The 16,223-nt window shown below is 41.4% G+C and carries 19 protein-coding genes; 13 read left to right on the plus strand and 6 right to left on the minus strand.

Going from position 1 to position 16,223, the window contains the following annotated elements; all coding sequences use genetic code 11:
* The first annotated feature begins 161 nt into the window (after positions 1 to 161).
* The 3 genes from H540_RS0100115 to H540_RS34315 are packed head-to-tail and all read left to right on the plus strand — an operon-like array spanning position 162 to position 2,048.
* Positions 162 to 1,058: a DMT family transporter gene (locus H540_RS0100115; protein ID WP_028398853.1), complete on the plus strand. Its 897-nt coding sequence runs from the start codon at positions 162 to 164 to the stop codon at positions 1,056 to 1,058.
* 15 nt (positions 1,059 to 1,073) lie between these two features.
* Entirely contained in the window at positions 1,074 to 1,847 is a 774-nt protein-coding gene (locus H540_RS0100120; RefSeq protein ID WP_028398854.1) for a Cof-type HAD-IIB family hydrolase, read from the plus strand.
* A gap of 60 nt (positions 1,848 to 1,907) precedes the next feature.
* On the plus strand, positions 1,908 to 2,048 hold the full coding sequence (locus H540_RS34315) for a FeoB-associated Cys-rich membrane protein (RefSeq protein ID WP_169729560.1): 141 nt from the start codon (positions 1,908 to 1,910) through the stop codon (positions 2,046 to 2,048).
* Between the two features lie 24 nt (positions 2,049 to 2,072).
* Here the strand turns inward: H540_RS34315 and def are convergent, their stop codons facing one another.
* Positions 2,073 to 2,627: a peptide deformylase gene (gene def, locus H540_RS0100130; protein WP_028398855.1), complete on the minus strand. Its 555-nt coding sequence runs from the start codon at positions 2,625 to 2,627 to the stop codon at positions 2,073 to 2,075.
* Between the two features lie 111 nt (positions 2,628 to 2,738).
* Positions 2,739 to 2,891 carry a YjcZ family sporulation protein gene (locus tag H540_RS0100135; protein WP_028398856.1) on the minus strand — a complete coding sequence of 51 codons (153 nt, stop codon included), beginning with the start codon at positions 2,889 to 2,891 and terminating at the stop codon, positions 2,739 to 2,741.
* 603 nt (positions 2,892 to 3,494) lie between these two features.
* Here H540_RS0100135 and pdhA point away from each other — a divergent pair.
* The 4 genes from pdhA (at position 3,495) to lpdA (ending at position 8,444) form a co-directional block, all read left to right on the plus strand.
* Positions 3,495 to 4,610: a pyruvate dehydrogenase (acetyl-transferring) E1 component subunit alpha gene (pdhA, locus tag H540_RS0100140; RefSeq protein ID WP_028398857.1), complete on the plus strand. Its 1,116-nt coding sequence runs from the start codon at positions 3,495 to 3,497 to the stop codon at positions 4,608 to 4,610.
* Between the two features lie 3 nt (positions 4,611 to 4,613).
* Complete coding sequence (locus H540_RS0100145) at positions 4,614 to 5,591, plus strand: alpha-ketoacid dehydrogenase subunit beta (RefSeq protein ID WP_028398858.1); 978 nt, start codon at positions 4,614 to 4,616, stop codon at positions 5,589 to 5,591.
* Positions 5,592 to 5,702: 111 nt separating this feature from the next.
* Entirely contained in the window at positions 5,703 to 7,025 is a 1,323-nt protein-coding gene (locus H540_RS0100150; protein WP_028398859.1) for a dihydrolipoamide acetyltransferase family protein, read from the plus strand.
* A gap of 6 nt (positions 7,026 to 7,031) precedes the next feature.
* Complete coding sequence (gene lpdA, locus H540_RS0100155) at positions 7,032 to 8,444, plus strand: dihydrolipoyl dehydrogenase (protein WP_028398860.1); 1,413 nt, start codon at positions 7,032 to 7,034, stop codon at positions 8,442 to 8,444.
* 343 nt (positions 8,445 to 8,787) lie between these two features.
* Here the strand turns inward: lpdA and H540_RS0100165 are convergent, their stop codons facing one another.
* Entirely contained in the window at positions 8,788 to 9,180 is a 393-nt protein-coding gene (locus tag H540_RS0100165) for a DUF1885 family protein (protein WP_028398862.1), read from the minus strand.
* Positions 9,181 to 9,316: 136 nt separating this feature from the next.
* Here H540_RS0100165 and H540_RS0100170 point away from each other — a divergent pair, with 136 nt between their 5' ends.
* Together H540_RS0100170 and H540_RS0100175 are read left to right on the plus strand one after the other, a co-directional pair.
* Complete coding sequence (locus tag H540_RS0100170; protein WP_028398863.1) at positions 9,317 to 9,610, plus strand: DUF3055 domain-containing protein; 294 nt, start codon at positions 9,317 to 9,319, stop codon at positions 9,608 to 9,610.
* A 205-nt stretch (positions 9,611 to 9,815) separates the two neighbouring features.
* Positions 9,816 to 9,944: a GapA-binding peptide SR1P gene (locus tag H540_RS0100175; protein ID WP_028398864.1), complete on the plus strand. Its 129-nt coding sequence runs from the start codon at positions 9,816 to 9,818 to the stop codon at positions 9,942 to 9,944.
* A gap of 317 nt (positions 9,945 to 10,261) precedes the next feature.
* On the opposite strand, the gene H540_RS0100180 is transcribed toward H540_RS0100175, so the two are convergent.
* Both H540_RS0100180 and H540_RS0100185 read right to left on the minus strand, forming a co-directional pair.
* Complete coding sequence (locus H540_RS0100180; protein WP_028398865.1) at positions 10,262 to 11,089, minus strand: protein-glutamine gamma-glutamyltransferase; 828 nt, start codon at positions 11,087 to 11,089, stop codon at positions 10,262 to 10,264.
* Between the two features lie 75 nt (positions 11,090 to 11,164).
* Positions 11,165 to 12,637 (minus strand): aminotransferase class I/II-fold pyridoxal phosphate-dependent enzyme, encoded by a 1,473-nt coding sequence (locus tag H540_RS0100185; protein ID WP_028398866.1) that lies wholly within the window; start codon positions 12,635 to 12,637, stop codon positions 11,165 to 11,167.
* Between the two features lie 256 nt (positions 12,638 to 12,893).
* Between H540_RS0100185 and H540_RS0100190 the strand changes: the two genes are divergently transcribed.
* Positions 12,894 to 13,853, plus strand: a complete 960-nt coding sequence (locus tag H540_RS0100190) for an NAD(P)H-dependent flavin oxidoreductase (RefSeq protein ID WP_028398867.1) — start codon at positions 12,894 to 12,896, stop codon at positions 13,851 to 13,853.
* Between the two features lie 9 nt (positions 13,854 to 13,862).
* Positions 13,863 to 14,132 carry a UPF0223 family protein gene (locus H540_RS0100195; RefSeq protein ID WP_028398868.1) on the plus strand — a complete coding sequence of 90 codons (270 nt, stop codon included), beginning with the start codon at positions 13,863 to 13,865 and terminating at the stop codon, positions 14,130 to 14,132.
* Between the two features lie 84 nt (positions 14,133 to 14,216).
* Here H540_RS0100195 and H540_RS0100200 read toward each other — a convergent pair whose 3' ends face one another.
* Positions 14,217 to 14,843 carry a YktB family protein gene (locus H540_RS0100200; RefSeq protein ID WP_028398869.1) on the minus strand — a complete coding sequence of 209 codons (627 nt, stop codon included), beginning with the start codon at positions 14,841 to 14,843 and terminating at the stop codon, positions 14,217 to 14,219.
* Positions 14,844 to 15,051: 208 nt separating this feature from the next.
* Here H540_RS0100200 and H540_RS0100205 point away from each other — a divergent pair, with 208 nt between their 5' ends.
* Positions 15,052 to 15,240 carry a hypothetical protein gene (locus H540_RS0100205; RefSeq protein WP_028398870.1) on the plus strand — a complete coding sequence of 63 codons (189 nt, stop codon included), beginning with the start codon at positions 15,052 to 15,054 and terminating at the stop codon, positions 15,238 to 15,240.
* Positions 15,241 to 15,325: 85 nt separating this feature from the next.
* Positions 15,326 to 16,108, plus strand: a complete 783-nt coding sequence (locus tag H540_RS0100210; protein WP_028398871.1) for an inositol monophosphatase family protein — start codon at positions 15,326 to 15,328, stop codon at positions 16,106 to 16,108.
* Positions 16,109 to 16,223 lie beyond the last annotated feature (115 nt).

The raw sequence follows: 16,223 nt of genomic DNA on the forward strand, positions 1-16,223 counted from the left end.
TTCTTTCAATTTTTTAATCATTATTAACCTTCCTTTCCCGGTTTCAAACATGCGGTCTTTTTTATAGTATGAGAAGGAAGGGGGAAATTCATGTATGACACAGGAATTTGTCAATTCGTATATAATACTTAATGTGATGAATTATGAGGAGGGGAACATCATTGAGGAAGCTGTATAGTGCACTGCTTACATTAAGCATCATTTGGGGAACTTCATTTTTGTTTATCAAAATGCTTGTGCCTGAACTTGGAGCATGGGGGGTTGTGTTTTGGCGCTGCTTCTTTGGCATGGTTACACTTGTTTTTATACTGATTGCCAAAAAGGAAGCTGTATCTTGGCGTACATTGCCGATTGTTTGGATTCTATTGGTCGGCTTTATTAATAATGTGCTTCCGTTTGGTTTTATAGCGATTGGAGAACTGAAGATATCGAGCAGTATGGCATCTGTGATTAATGCGATGACCCCAATTTCGACAGTTGTAATCGGTTATCTCTTTTTTTCCGTGCGTATGAAGGGAATGCAGTGGTTCGGCATTTTGCTCGGTTTCTTCGGTATTTTGATTCTGCTTCAATTTGATGTAAGGCAGATCATTTCGGGCAATATGAACGGGATGGCGATGATTCTGCTTGCGACTCTCTGTTATGCGCTTGGAACACAGCTGTCACGCAAATTTCTCGGCCAATTATCTGTACTCGTCTTATCAGCATCCACGCTGCTGTCCTCGTGCATCATCAGCTTTTTTATGATGACATTTGTAAGCAAGGAAGGGTTTCGAGTCATACATTCTTATGATATGCTCATGTCTTTAATAGGGTTAGGCGTGCTCGGATCCGGTATCGCATACCTGCTTTTCTATTACATGGTAAAAGAGGGAAGTGCAGAATTCGCTTCGTTTGTCACTTATTTAGTTCCTCTTTCAGCCATGATATGGGGCAGCTTGATTTTAGGAGAGAAAATTACATATCATATGATTATTGGATTGTTGCTTATTTTCGGCGGTGTATATTTGTCGACATTTACGAGACAAAAAATAAAGCGAAATCAAGAAGCGGCATAAGAAAGGACTTTTGCAATGAATGATAAAATTGTCTTTTTTGATATTGATGGAACTTTGCTTGACCATGAAAAACGCATCCCGTCCTCGACAAAAGAAGCTGTGAGACGTCTGCAGGAAAAGGGAGTGCATGTTGCGATTGCTACGGGGCGCGCGCCTTTCATGTTTGAAGAGGTACGAAAGGAATTAAATATTCATAACTTTGTCAGCTTTAACGGCCAATATGTAGTGTTTGAAGATGAAGTGATTTATAAAAATCCGCTTCCGGCAGATAAGCTGCATGAGTTTACCATGTTTGCCGCCAAGGCAGGCTATCCTCTTGTATACTTGAATGAAGAGGAAATGAGGGCGTCTGTTGAAAGCCATCACTTTGTGAAGGAGAGTTTAGGGAGCTTGTTTTTTGATCATCCTTCATTTCAGCCTGATTTCTATCAAAACCGGGATATTTATCAAACGCTGCTGTTTTGCGAAGCAGGCGAAGAGCAAGCGTTTTTGAACGATTATCCCCAGTTCCATTTTATTCGCTGGCATGCTTATTCTATGGATATTATTCCAAACGGCGGCTCAAAAGCGAAGGGAATTGAACGTTTTATTGAGCGCTTGGGCTTCAAGCATAATCAAGTATATGCTTTTGGCGACGGTTTGAACGATATGGAAATGATTCGCGAAGTCGGAACGGGCATTGTCATGGGAAACGGTCACGAAGATCTCAAAAAAGCAGCAAAGTACGTAACAAAAGATGTTGCAAAAGACGGTATTTTTCACGGATTAGAATGGGCGGGTTTATTGTAAGCCTCTCTTCAATGCGCTGACAGGGTCTTACGAGTATGTAAGAAAAAAGAAGGGTTGTACATGATTAACGTCGTACTTGGTGCGTTGATTTTTAGCTATGCGGGATATAGTCTTACAAAGTGTATTAAAAAAGGAAAATGCGCAGCATGTTTTTTAAATAAATCTTGTCCGAGCAGCTGCAATGTTATCGAAGAAAAGTAAAAAGCAGGTGGCTTGCCTGCTTTTTTATCTTTCCAGAGGTGTTGCATTTTCCGGTATAGCAAAAGGATCATCCTGGTTAATGTGGTCATAGAACATAACCCCGTTCAAATGATCAATTTCATGCTGAAATACAATAGCGGGCAAGCCTTTCAAACGAAGCTTGACTTCTTCGCCATCCACGGTTGTCGCCTTTACGGTAATGCGCGCATATCGGGGTACATAGCCAGACACGGCACGATCAACAGAAAGACAGCCTTCGCCACCGGACAAATATGAGCGTTCTACGGAATGACTGACAATCTTTGGATTGAACAGTGCATAACTATATAGTTTTCCATCATGATCTGCAACATGTACCGCAATCATCCGCTTGGGCACACCGATTTGCGGTGCCGCCAATCCGATGCCGGGACGCAGTTCGTATTGAGCAGCGATTTCAGGGTTTTGACTGTTCATGACAAATTCAATCATGCTGCGAAGTGTATGTATATCTGCTTCTGTTGGCGGAAGAGCAACTTCATTTGCTTTTTGTCTGAGTACTGGATGGCCTTCGCGTACAATGTCTTTCATCGTAAGCATGTAACATCTCTCCTTTCTTCCTTTAGTCTATCAAAGGTTATACAAAAAGTCATGAGCAGGAAAAAGAAAGGGCGGCCGCCCTTCCTTTTTGGAATAGTTTGTTCATTTGCATTAACGAATGCAAGCCGCACCAACAATAATTAAAAGAATGAACAATACAACGATTAAAGCAAATCCGCGTCCAGCACCGCAGCCGCCACCATAACCATAAGCTGGCGCTGCGTAAGTTGGATAGGATGGGTAGCAATAAGTGTATCCGTACATAATCTTTTACCTCCTTTATCGTTCCCGCGAATGCTGCGGTTACTATAACGTATGAAGATTTTCAAAATGTGTGTAGTTATATGCCCAGTGGCAAGCGAAGAGGCAAACTTTTTTATCGTGCAGATTCCGCCGTACGCTGCCAAGAATAAAAGCAATGCAATTAATGAATATTGGTGAAAATATAAGCAATAACATTTATGAAACTTAAGGGCATTCCATAAATGGGGATGAATGGTAAAGCGTTTACATATTATTCTATGATAGCACTAATGGGAAAGAGGGAATAATATAACAGGAGGTTATTGTTTATTAATACAGGTTTTACAGAAAGGAATATTAAGGAAATAATAATCTCCTCTATTTTTCGAAAAAATTCAAAATCAAAGTGATTGACAGGTTCATTTGATAGTTGTAAACTAAAAAACGTGAATATTATTGTATTAATTATTTGATGAAAAAAATTAGTACAGATTGTTAGGGTTCCAAAATCTTCAAAAACCGACGAAGTTCGGTCCACTTTATTGGCACTTTCGGAGCTGCTGTTAAAGCGCTCCCATGAAAGCGTTTGAGAATATGTTCATAAAAGAGGAAGAGGTGAACGGAATGGGTACTAAAACTAAAAAGGCCCTGTTTAATGTGGATGAGCAATTTAAAGCAATTGAATCGACATTTCAAACAATCCAAATTTTAAATGAAGAAGGCGAAGTTGTTAATGAAGCAGCAATGCCTGAACTAACTGATGATCAATTAAAAGAGCTTATGCGCCGTATGGTTTACACGCGTGTGTTAGACCAACGTTCTATTTCTTTAAACCGTCAAGGACGCTTAGGTTTCTATGCGCCTACAGCAGGGCAAGAGGCTTCTCAATTAGCAAGTCATTTTGCTCTAGAAGCAGAAGACTTCGTATTGCCTGGCTACCGTGACGTTCCGCAAATGATCTGGCACGGATTACCGTTATATCAAGCATTCTTATTCTCCCGCGGTCACTTTATGGGTAACCAAATCCCTGAAGGTGTAAATACGATTTCTCCGCAAATTATCATTGGTGCGCAAATTGTACAAGCTGCCGGTGTGGCGCTTGGCATGAAATTGCGCGGCAAAAAAGCTGTTGCTGTAACTTACACAGGTGACGGCGGTGCATCTCAAGGTGACTTCTACGAAGGTATGAACTTTGCAGCTGCGTATAAAGCTCCTGCAATCTTTATCGTTCAAAACAACCGTTTTGCTATCTCTACTCCGGTAGAAAAGCAGTCTGCTGCTAAAACAATCGCACAAAAAGCTGTGGCAGTAGGTATTCCTGGTATTCAAGTAGACGGTATGGACCCATTAGCGGTATACGCAGCAACTCATTTTGCTCGTGAGCGTGCAGTAAACGGCGAAGGTCCTACATTAATCGAAACATTAACATTCCGTTACGGTCCGCATACGATGGCTGGCGACGATCCTACTCGTTACCGTACAAAAGATTTAGAAAACGAATGGGAAAAGAAAGATCCAATCGTACGATTCCGCAAATTCTTAGAGAACAAAGGTCTATGGTCTCAAGAAGAAGAGGAAAAAGTAATGGAGCAAGCTAAAGAAGATATTAAAGAAGCAATTGCAAAAGCTGACCAAGCTCCTAAGCAAAAGGTAACGGACTTGATGAATATCATGTACGAAAAAATGCCTTATAACTTACAAGAGCAGTTTGAAATTTATACAGAGAAGGAGTCGAAGTAAGCCATGGCGCAAATGACAATGATTCAAGCAATCACAGATGCGTTACGCGTCGAAATGAAAAACGACCCTAACGTATTAGTGTTCGGGGAAGACGTGGGTGTAAACGGCGGTGTATTCCGTGCTACAGAAGGATTACAAGCTGAGTACGGCGAACAACGCGTATTTGACACTCCGCTTGCAGAATCAGGTATCGGGGGCCTTGCAATCGGTCTTGCACTTGAGGGGTACCGTCCAGTTCCTGAAATCCAATTCTTCGGCTTCGTATTTGAGGTAATGGATTCTATTTCCGGTCAAATGGCTCGTATGCGTTATCGCTCCGGCGGCCGCTACAATGCACCAATTACAGTGCGTGCTCCGTTCGGCGGCGGCGTTCATACACCAGAATTACATGCAGACAGCTTAGAAGGATTAATGGCACAACAGCCTGGATTAAAAGTGGTTATTCCTGCTACTCCATACGATGCAAAAGGGCTTTTAATTTCTGCAATTCGTGATAACGATCCGGTTATTTACTTAGAGCATATGAAATTATATCGCTCTTTCCGTGAAGAAGTACCAGAAGGCGAATATACAGTTGAACTTGGAAAAGCTGATGTTAAACGCGAAGGTACTGACGTATCTGTAATTGCTTATGGTGCAATGGTACACACTGCATTAAAAGCAGCTGAAGAACTTGAAAAAGAAGGCGTATCTGTAGAAGTTGTAGACTTACGTACAGTACAACCTTTGGACATCGATACAATTATGGCTTCTGTTGAGAAAACAGGCCGCGTAGTAGTTGTACAAGAGGCACAAAAGCAAGCGGGTATTGCTGCAAACGTTGTAGCTGAAATCAACGACCGCGCAATTCTTAGCCTTGAAGCTCCAGTTGTCCGCGTAACGGCAGCTGATACAGTATTCCCGTTCTCTCAAGCGGAGACTGTATGGCTTCCAAACCATAAGGATGTCGTAGAAGCAATCCAAAAAGTAACGAACTTTTAATTGTGAAGTGTAAAAGAAATCAGTTTTGTTGATTTCTTTTACACTGTCCGTATAAAATTGTACATTTCAAGCGACGATAAAGACGACAAATAGTACAGGGAGATGAATTCCGTGGCATTTGAATTTAGATTACCAGATATCGGTGAAGGTATCCACGAAGGTGAAATCGTTAAGTGGTTTGTAAAACCAGGCGATGAAGTAAATGAAGATGATGTGCTTCTTGAAGTACAAAACGATAAAGCAGTTGTAGAAATCCCTTCTCCAGTTAAAGGAAAAGTATTAGAAGTTCTTGTGGGTGAAGGTACAGTAGCAATAGTTGGAGATGTTCTTATTAAGTTTGACGCTCCAGGATACGAACACCTGAAGTTTAAAGGTCAGGAAGAAGAAGCGCCAGCAGGAGGAACTGCAGTAGCTGTAGCAGAAGCTCCGGCAGCGGTAGCAGTGGCAGAAGCGCCAGCGGCAGTAGCAGTGGCAGACGCACCAGCAGCAGTAGAAGTTGATGAAAATGCACGTGTAATTGCTATGCCATCTGTACGTAAATATGCTCGTGAAAAAGGCGTAGACATCCGTAAAGTGCAAGGTTCTGGCAAAAACGGACGAGTGGTAAAAGCTGACATCGATGCATTTGCAAACGGTGGACAAGTAGCTCCAGCAGTAGCAGCACCAGCAGCAGAAGTTAAAGCAGAAGCTAAAGCTGAAGCGCCAAAAGCACAGCCAATTCCAGTTGGCGAATATCCGGAAACTCGTGAAAAAATGAGCGGTATCCGCAAAGCGATTGCAAAAGCAATGGTAAACTCTAAGCATACAGCTCCACACGTAACATTAATGGACGAAGTAGATGTGACTGATTTAGTTGCACACCGCAAAAAATTCAAAGATGTTGCTGCACAGAAAGGCATCAAGTTAACTTACTTGCCTTACGTTGTAAAAGCATTAACGTCTGCATTGCGTGAGTTCCCAATGTTAAATACTTCCTTGGATGACGCGTCACAAGAAGTCGTTCACAAACACTACTTCAACATCGGTATTGCAGCGGACACTGAAAAAGGTCTTCTTGTACCGGTTGTAAAAGATGCAGATCGCAAGTCCATTTTTACAATTTCTAATGAAATTAATGAGCTTGCAACAAAAGCGCGTGAAGGCCGCTTAGCTCCTAATGAAATGAAAGGCGCATCTTGCACAATCACAAATATCGGTTCTGCAGGCGGACAATGGTTCACTCCGGTTATCAACCACCCAGAGGTTGCTATCCTTGGTATCGGCCGTATCGCTGAAAAACCGGTTGTGAAAAATGGTGAAATCGTAGCAGCACCAGTATTGGCGCTATCTCTAAGCTTTGATCACCGTTTGATTGACGGGGCAACTGCTCAAAATGCGTTGAACCAAATTAAACGTTTATTAAATGACCCACAATTACTTGTAATGGAGGCGTAATTTCAAATGGTAGTAGGAGATTTCCCAATTGAACTAGATACAGTCGTTATTGGTGCAGGTCCTGGTGGATACGTTGCGGCGATCCGCGCTGCTCAACTTGGTCAAAAAGTAGCGGTAATTGAAAAAGCAACTCTTGGCGGTGTATGCTTAAACGTAGGGTGTATCCCTTCTAAAGCATTGATCTCTGCAGGTCACCGTTATGAGCATGCAAAACATTCTGCTGACATGGGTATCGTGGCAGAAAACGTAACTGTTGATTTCTCTAAAGTACAAGCTTGGAAAGACAGCGTTGTTAAGAAATTAACAGGCGGTGTAGCAGGACTTCTTAAAGGGAATAAAGTAGAAGTCATCAGCGGCGAAGCGTACTTTGTAGATGCAAATACTTTACGTGTAATGACTGAGTCTGCTGCTCAAACTTACACATTCAAAAACGCGATTATCGCAACGGGTTCTACACCAATCGAAATTCCTGGCTTTAAGTTCTCTAAACGCGTAATTGATTCTACTGGAGCACTAGGCTTATCTGAAATTCCTAAGAAGCTTGTTGTAGTCGGCGGCGGTTACATCGGTATGGAATTAGGTACTGCATATGCAAACTTTGGTACTGAAATCACGATTTTAGAAGCTGGCGATGAAATTTTGGCAGGCTTTGAAAAATCCATGAGCTCTATCGTAAAGCGTGGTTTAAAGCAAAAAGGCAACGTAGAAATTCATACAAAAGCGTTTGCTAAATCTGTGGAAGAGAACGAAAACGGTGTAACAGTAAACTTCGAAGTAAACGGTGAAATGAAATCCGTTGAAGCTGACTATGTACTTGTTACAGTCGGTCGTCGTCCAAACACACAAGAAATTGGTCTTGAGCAAGTAGGCGTAAAAATGACAGATCGCGGTGTTATTGAAATCGATAAGCAATGCCGTACAAGCGTAGCAAACATTTATGCAATTGGTGATATCGTTCCTGGACCGCCTCTTGCACATAAAGCTTCTTATGAAGGTAAAATTGCTGCGGAAGCAATCAGCGGCCATCCTGCTGAGATTGACTACATCGGAATTCCAGCTGTATGCTTTACTGATCCGGAATTAGCATCTGTAGGCTATACTAAAAAGCAAGCTGACGAAGAAGGAATGGCAGTAGTCGTTTCTAAATTCCCATTCGCTGCAAACGGCCGTGCATTATCTTTAAACAGCACAGACGGTTTCGTGCAGCTTGTAACGCGTAAAGAAGATGGTCTAATCGTTGGTGCACAAGTTGCCGGTGCAGGCGCATCTGATATCATTTCTGAGCTTAGCTTAGCGATTGAAGCTGGTATGACAGCTGAAGATGTTGCACAAACAATTCACGCTCACCCGACATTAGGTGAAATTACAATGGAAGCTGCAGAAGTAGCTCTTGGAATGCCAATCCACATTGTGAAATAATAAAGAAAGAAGCACCCGAAAAATGGGTGCTTCTTTTTTGTTGTTCTCCAAACTCGAAACCTTCATATAGTAAGAATAGGACTAGCATATAAGGAGTCGAAATTATGAAGAAAGAAACTCTTGTGATAATCTTCCATACGTTCATATGGATGGGATTTTCTGTTGTCGTGTGGCTCTCTCCAAGAGATAAATTTCAGTCAAAGATAATCTTGTTTATTGTTTTTTTTTATCTTGCTTACATAGTGGCTTATATGCTTTTGCAAAGAAAACGAAACGCTTTGCTATCTGCTGTTTGGAACAGCGCAGTTTTCATGTTTGCAAAATATATCATATTTTTATTTTTTTAACGTTTATAAAAGCACATAATCCGCCCGTTAAACAGCTCCAATTGTCCATCAAGTTTTTTTGCGAGAAAACGACAAAATTCGTTTGCTTTTCCTTTGTCTCCATAGGTAGCGCTTTCAGGAAGTGTAATCTGTATAAAGTGCTGATCCTCATCTGTGCCCACTCCCACAAAAATAGAATGGTACCGGTCATGCTTTGATTTAAGATGAATGGTTGCATCTGAAGTGTCTATCATTTCGTATGGAAACGCCGATTCCGTATATTCCCAAGAAAGCTGTTTACCTGTTTGTGATGTAAGCTGCTTATAATATGTGAACAAATCCTTTACTTCTCCAATAGTAATGGATTGTTGTGCTGATTTTGATACAAGTTTTATAAACGCGTGTTGCATGGCAAATCCCCCTGTATTTTCAATATAACATCTCTATTGTATCATTATTATAAATTTTTTGACAAATATAACTCATATTTTCTCCAATATCTTCATATATAAAATACGACTATCTTTTAAGGAGGGAGAGATCCAGATGTTTGAAAAACTATATGACGAGAATGAAACGGCAAAAGTACGGTTTATCGGGTTTACGACAAATGATACACGGTATGATTTTGGGATTGTATACACAAGTATGTTTTTTGGGAAACCGTTAGTCATTTGTATGCAAACGAATCGAGTGACTCTCCTTGGACCGGACGATATAGAGAATACACAGCATTTGCGAGATATATTCCGCCTTCGTTCGTCAGAAGAGGCAGAGGATTTGGCGCAGTTTCTGAAGTTTTTAGTACCAGCCGCACCGCTGCATGTAGAATATGAATAGAGGATCCGCTGCTAAGCAGCGGTTGTTATATAACCTAAAAATATCACATACCATTAAAATAATACATATTATATATTAATAAAAATTTTTAATGTGTTATACTTAAAATCCATTGACGAAAAAAGTATAACATAATAAAATAATATCAGATAGAATAAAGCGTTTACAAACTAAAGGGAACTTATATAATTAGGAGGAATAGCAAATGGGAACAATCGTATGTCAAGTATGTGAAAACACAATTGGACACTTTGAGGATGAGAAGGTAACAGTATTGTACGGAAATTGCTGCTCTCATTGCGGTGCATCTGAGAAGCAATGCAACGAAAAATAAAGCCTGCCCAAGCAGGCTTTTTTCTTTATGTTGTAAGAGTTTATAAATGGGGAAGATGGCTAACTCCACCGGCAGCGTCTCGAAGACTCGGTTTTTCTTAAAATGATAAGAAAGTATAAAATTCCGCATCAGTGCTTCCTATTACATTCCTTCTTTTGAACATCATGCTTGCAGTATGCAACATACAACAGAATAAACTCCAATGCCTTAATAAAAACACAGGGAGGGCGTCTTAAAGGATTTGACCGCTGCTACACTTGGCAAGTCTTCTACGCCCACCAAAAAGAATAAGCCGGGTTTCCCGTGCTCAGTTTTTCTTAATATACGGCTGTTGTATGTCCTACAGTAGCAATAACAACATCGTCTCGAATTGGAACGAGCTTTATGTTTGTATGCATTTTAGAAGAAGCATATTGACTCATGACACGGTAATTAATCCTTGTCATTAAATCTGATAAGTATGCAGATAAAAATGCGCCGGGAAAGCGGCGTGAATTTAGATTGTAAATAATTTGTTTTTCTGTTTTGATCCCCACACCGTGCCCGTAGTACAGATCATCTCCTAGATAAATGCTGTTCTCTCCCTGCCATTCCATCGTGTCTGGATTGACTTGCGGGTTCTTAAAATATACAAGGTCTCCCGGAATAACCTCTCTGCCGTTTTTTGTAATTAATTTCAAATCCTTATCATAGTCCCATGTATACAAAAGCAAATTGCTAAACAATTGATTGAATGTATCTTCGGTATATAAGTCTAGCAATGCCTTATAAATAATGACAATCATAGCTGTTGCGCATTCTGTCCCGTATTTTGTGCCGTTTGCGAAAATATCACGTATTCCAAACGACGGAAGCTTGCCTTTCTTTAATTGAAACCCGCCCAGTTCCGTGCGTTCCCAAAATACAGAGTTGCAGTAGGACTGCTTAAATGTACGAAATTGTAAACCGCTGTTAAGCAGTTCGATGCATGAAAGAATTAAATTCACTCTAGTTTGTACATCAAACTTAAGCTCATCTGAAGTTTGATAGGCATACACTTCTTGATTGCTTGTCATCATATTGAGTATTTGCTGCTTTGCGTCAAAGAAAGGTTCCGTTTCATTCTCCAAATAAGGAAGGACGACAGAACGACCGACTACAATCATAATAAATCCCACCCATATCAGTTTCTATATATCGTATGAGAAGGATAAAAAAGCGTGAGAAAAGAAAAAAGCCTATCATATGATAGGCTTATATTCTTTTATAACACGCAGCGTTTTTAGTTCCATATCTTCCGGCCCTTGAACAGGCAAACCGGCTTCTAGGTTCTTTTGAATATAATCTAAGTTATCTTTCGTAATGATTTCTCCAGGCGTAAATATTGGGATTCCTGGAGGATATACCATCACGAATTCTGCAATGATGCGTCCTGCAGCATCTTCAAACGGCACAACTTCTGTTTCGGAGTAGAATGCATCACGCGGTGATAATGCGAGAACGGGAATATCCGGAACTTCAGCAGGAAGATGTACATTTTGATCTGCTTGATGCTTAAATATATCCGATAAATCACGCAAAGCGCGAACGAGTATTGCAGCTTCTTCTTCCGTATCGCCAAGCGTAATGAGACAGAGGATATTATATAAATCAGACATTTCTACTTCAATATTGTATTTCTCGCGCAGCCAGCGTTCTGCGTCATGGCCTGTAATGCCAAGATCTTTAACGGAAATAAGGAGCTTTGTCGGATCAAAATCGAAGGTTGCATCTGTGCCGAGGCGCTCTTCACCTGGGCAGTATAAGTATTGGATTTCATTAATATCATGACGTATCTTTTGCGCAAGCTGAATCGTTTGCTCAATAAGCTCCGTTCCTTCAGTTGCCAATCTCTTTCTTGCAACGTCTAAGGAAGCAAGGAGGATATAGGAAGTAGAAGTAGTTGTAAGCATACTAATGATGGATTGCACATGCTTCACGTTCACAAGGCCTTCTTTTACGTTTAAGATGGAGCTTTGTGTTAAGGAGCCTCCAAGCTTATGAACGCTTGTCGCTGCCATATCAGCGCCTGCTTGCATAGCGGATAACGGCAGATCTTCGTGGAAGTGAATGTGAACCCCGTGCGCTTCGTCCACAAGAACAGGAACATGATAAGAATGAGCAATTTCTACAATTTGCTTCAAGTCCGCGGCAAAGCCGAAATATGTCGGGTTAATTACAAGAAGACCTTTGGCATCCGGATGCTGCTCAAGCGCATGCTTAACGGATGCGATTGTCATGCCGTGTGAAATGCCAAGAACAGGGTCAATCTCCGGATGAATGAAAATCGGTTTTGCACCAGAGAAGATGATAGCAGACATAACGGATTTATGAACGTTCCGCGGAACAAGAATCTTATCTCCGGGCCCGCAAACGCTCATCACCATCGTCATAATTGCCCCGCTTGTACCTTGTACGGAGAAAAACGTATGATCAGCGCCGAATGCCTCTGCAGCAAGAGCTTGTGCCTTTTTAATCATTCCCTTTGGATGATGAAGGTCATCGAGCGGCGCGATGTTAATTAGGTCGATTGATAACGCATTATGCCCAATAAATTCCCTGAATTCTGGGTCCATCCCTTGGCCTTTTTTGTGTCCTGGAATGTGAAATTGAATGGGATTTCGTTTGCTGTGCTCTGTTAAAGCAGTGAACAATGGTGTTTCATATTGGGACAACTTATACACCCCTTTACTTATTTATGTTTAATAATTATTCCGCTCAATAGTCTGTTTCCCGAGGAAGAAACGGACTATTGAGCGGAATTTGCTATATCTGAACAATAGCTGTCATTCGATACAAAACAAATGAATTATATCACCTATGAAAACAGATGTATAGGAAAAATATATGAAAATGTCCAATTTTTTGTCCGAGGAAGGACAACGGCGAAAATAACGAGAAATAGTGTATAATGCAAAGGGGGATGTTCTGATGAATTGGGAGACAAGAGTAACAAAATTGCTTGGGATTCAATATCCAATTATTCAAGGAGGATTGGCATATTTAGCCTATGCAGACTTAGCTGCCGCGGTGAGTAATGCAGGCGGATTAGGGCAAATTACGGCGATGAGCTTGCCTTCGCCCCAAGCGCTGCGCGAGGAAATTCAAAAAGTGCGGAGTATGACGGCAAAGCCGTTCGGCGTGAATTATGCAATCGGGCAGCACGGGAGACCGTTTGAGCATATGCTTGAAATTGCAATAGAGGAGAACGTGCCAGTAGTAACGATGACTGGCGGAAATCCGACTCCGATTATAAAACGCTTGGAAGGAACAAGCATTAAAAAGCTTGTGCTTGTTGCGGCAAGGCGTCAGGCGGAAAAAGCTGAAGAATTAGGAGCGGACGCTGTCATGGTGGTAGGACAAGAAGGGGGAGGGCATTTAGGAAGAGCTGATATAGGAACCATTGTCCTTGTGCCTCAGGTAGTTGACGCTGTTTCTATCCCCGTGATTGCCTCAGGCGGAATTGGAGACGGAAGGGGATTGATGGCTGCACTCAGTCTCGGCGCAGAAGGAATTGAGATGGGAACGCGTTTTATTGCGACACAGGAGTGTGTCCATGCGCACTCTTTATATAAGGAGGCGCTTGTAAAAGGAACAGAATCTGATACGGTTGTAATTAAAAGAAGTCTTGGTGCGCCTGCACGTGTCATTCGTAACGGATGGACGGGGCAAATCCTGCAATTGGAACAAGAAGGCAAGGGCTATGAAGACCTAAAAGAGTACATAAGCGGCTCTGCCAACCGCCGCTATATTTATGAAGGAAACGAAGCGGAAGGCTTTGCATGGGCGGGACAAGTTATGGGGAGAATTAAAGATATTCCAACTGTACAGGAATTAACCTCCCGCATGATACAAGAAGCAGAAGATATTCGAATGAGATGGAGTAAGTGAGGTGGAAAGATGGAGTATCAATATCCGCTTGACTATGATTGGTCTACAGAAGAAATCGTAGCTGTGATTCATTTTTATGAGGCAGTAGAAAAAGCGTATGAACAAGGCGTTAAACGGGAAGAATTCATGCAATTTTACCGCCGTTTTAAAGAAATTGTGCCGAGCAAGGCAGAAGAAAAAAAACTGTGCAATGAGTTTGAAGAGATGAGCGGTTATTCCTGCTACCGTGTTGTGCAAACGGCAAAGGAAGCAGCAGAAAACAGTACAATAAAAATGTAAAAATATTTTGAAAATGAAAAAGTGACTATGGTATAATGATATAACAACTAGAAAACGGACAATGAACCCATTGTCCGTTTTCTTCTACCTTTGAAAAGCAACTTTGTAAAGAGGAAGGAGTGTGAGGAACGTATCTTGAATTTTATGTACAAATTCATCGTCGCTAAGTGTAATCGCCTCTTCTTTAGGAATGTGAATACCGGTTAACAGCTCTGCTTTTTTCACTTTGCCGAGACGTTCAAACATTGCTGTCAGATCCTTTTTAGAAAGCGTGTGTCCCGGTGCGGCAGCCGAGTTTGTATGATCGGTTGACCAAACAAATTCCTTAGGTAAAGCTGCTATCTCAGTGAGATGCTGCAGAAATGCGTTTGCGTAGTCAGTTTTTTGCGGGCACTCGTAAATAAGACCGAAGTATATAAATACATGAGAGTCCCAAAGTCCAATCTGAAAGTGCGGAAGCATTTTATACCCCCGTTTATTCGGAGCAAATGCAACCCATGTATCTTTAGGGGGATTTACCGTACGGCGTGCATGTTTTGCAACATGATGAAAAAAGGGTTCATGTAAATGCTCCGTGAAAAAAGGTGCGAACCGTTCGCCTAGAGCCTCCAGTTTCGGGCGAATGCACTTCTTTAGCTCCTCCATTCGTTCGTCGAGACCGTCTACAGAAAAGACGGAAAAGTCCTGTAAATCAAAAGCTGTTTGTTTCATGTTTTTCCTCCATCAAACGATTTGCTACTTATTTTAACATAGCTTGTACGATTCATAAAAAATGCTGTTTGAAAAAATTTTTAGGTGAAAATCCAAATTTGTTGCATAGAGGATTTATCCCACATAATATAGTATAAAACAAAATAACTGAAAATTGAGTAAATTTTAGGCCAAGGGCAAACTAAAACTCGGGAGGAGGCAAACAAGGATGAGACAGGTAATCAATGCATTAAAGAGAACGGATGCAGAGAAGAGAATTCCGGTGTTGCGTTTAGAGTTAGATTATGAATTAGCAACTCTGTACGATGCTATGATGGAGAATGATGAGAAGAAAAAAGAAGAGTGCAAGAAGAAGCTGGAGACGCTTAGACTTGAAATGATTCGCCTAGAGGCGTAATAATAGGCTATGTATAAAACCAAAATTGGTGCGAACCTTATGCATAGGTTCGTTTTTTCTGTGAAAAAGATCGGAGTGTTGGATCATGCAATGGAATGAGATAGCAGACCATGCGAAACAATGGATAAAAGAAGCGGGGAGCCTCCTCGTTGCTTCTTTGCAGGTATCCCTTGTTATAGAAACAAAGTCGAGTGCTTCTGACCTTGTGACGAACATGGATCGGCAAATTGAGCAATTTTTTATCGAAAAAATTCAGGGAACATACCCGCATCATCGGATTTTAGGAGAAGAAGGATATGGAGACAAGCTTACTTCTTTTGAAGGAACTGTGTGGCTGATTGATCCAATTGATGGAACGATGAACTTCGTGCATCAAAAGCGAAACTTTGCCATTTCTATCGGCATTTATCATGATGGAATAGGAAAGATCGGTATTATTTATGATCCTGTTCAAGATGAATTGTATAGTACGATAGCTGGTGAAGGTGCGTACTGCAACGATATTGCGATTCCGAAATTGGGAACAGGGATAGTAGAAGAAGGTATTGTCGCTGTAAATGCAATATGGCTTACTGAGAACTCCATGCTCAATTGCGAGAAAATGACAGCCCTTGTCAGGCGTCTAAGAGGGACGCGTTCTTACGGATGTGCCGCATTGGAAATCGTGTATGTGGCAACTGGACGATTAGACGGTTATATTACACCGCGTCTGTCTCCTTGGGACTTCGGCGGAGGCGCAATAATCGTGCAAGAGGTGGGAGGAATTATTACTGATTTTAAAGGAAATTCTCTGAACCCAATTGAAAAAAGCAGCGTACTTGTAGCGAAGCCGGGTGTATATGAACAGCTCTTGGAATATGTAAATTAAGTCAATACACTGCCAAAGGGGCATACCGCCTCTTTGGCAGTGTATTTTTTTAGCCGTAAGGGAATTTTATTCATAAGGAAATGAAAAAACTTCTGTGATATCACAGAAGTCGAGT

The sequence above is a fragment of the Ectobacillus panaciterrae DSM 19096 genome (assembly GCF_000430785.1).
Taxonomy (GTDB): domain Bacteria; phylum Bacillota; class Bacilli; order Bacillales; family Bacillaceae_G; genus Ectobacillus; species Ectobacillus panaciterrae.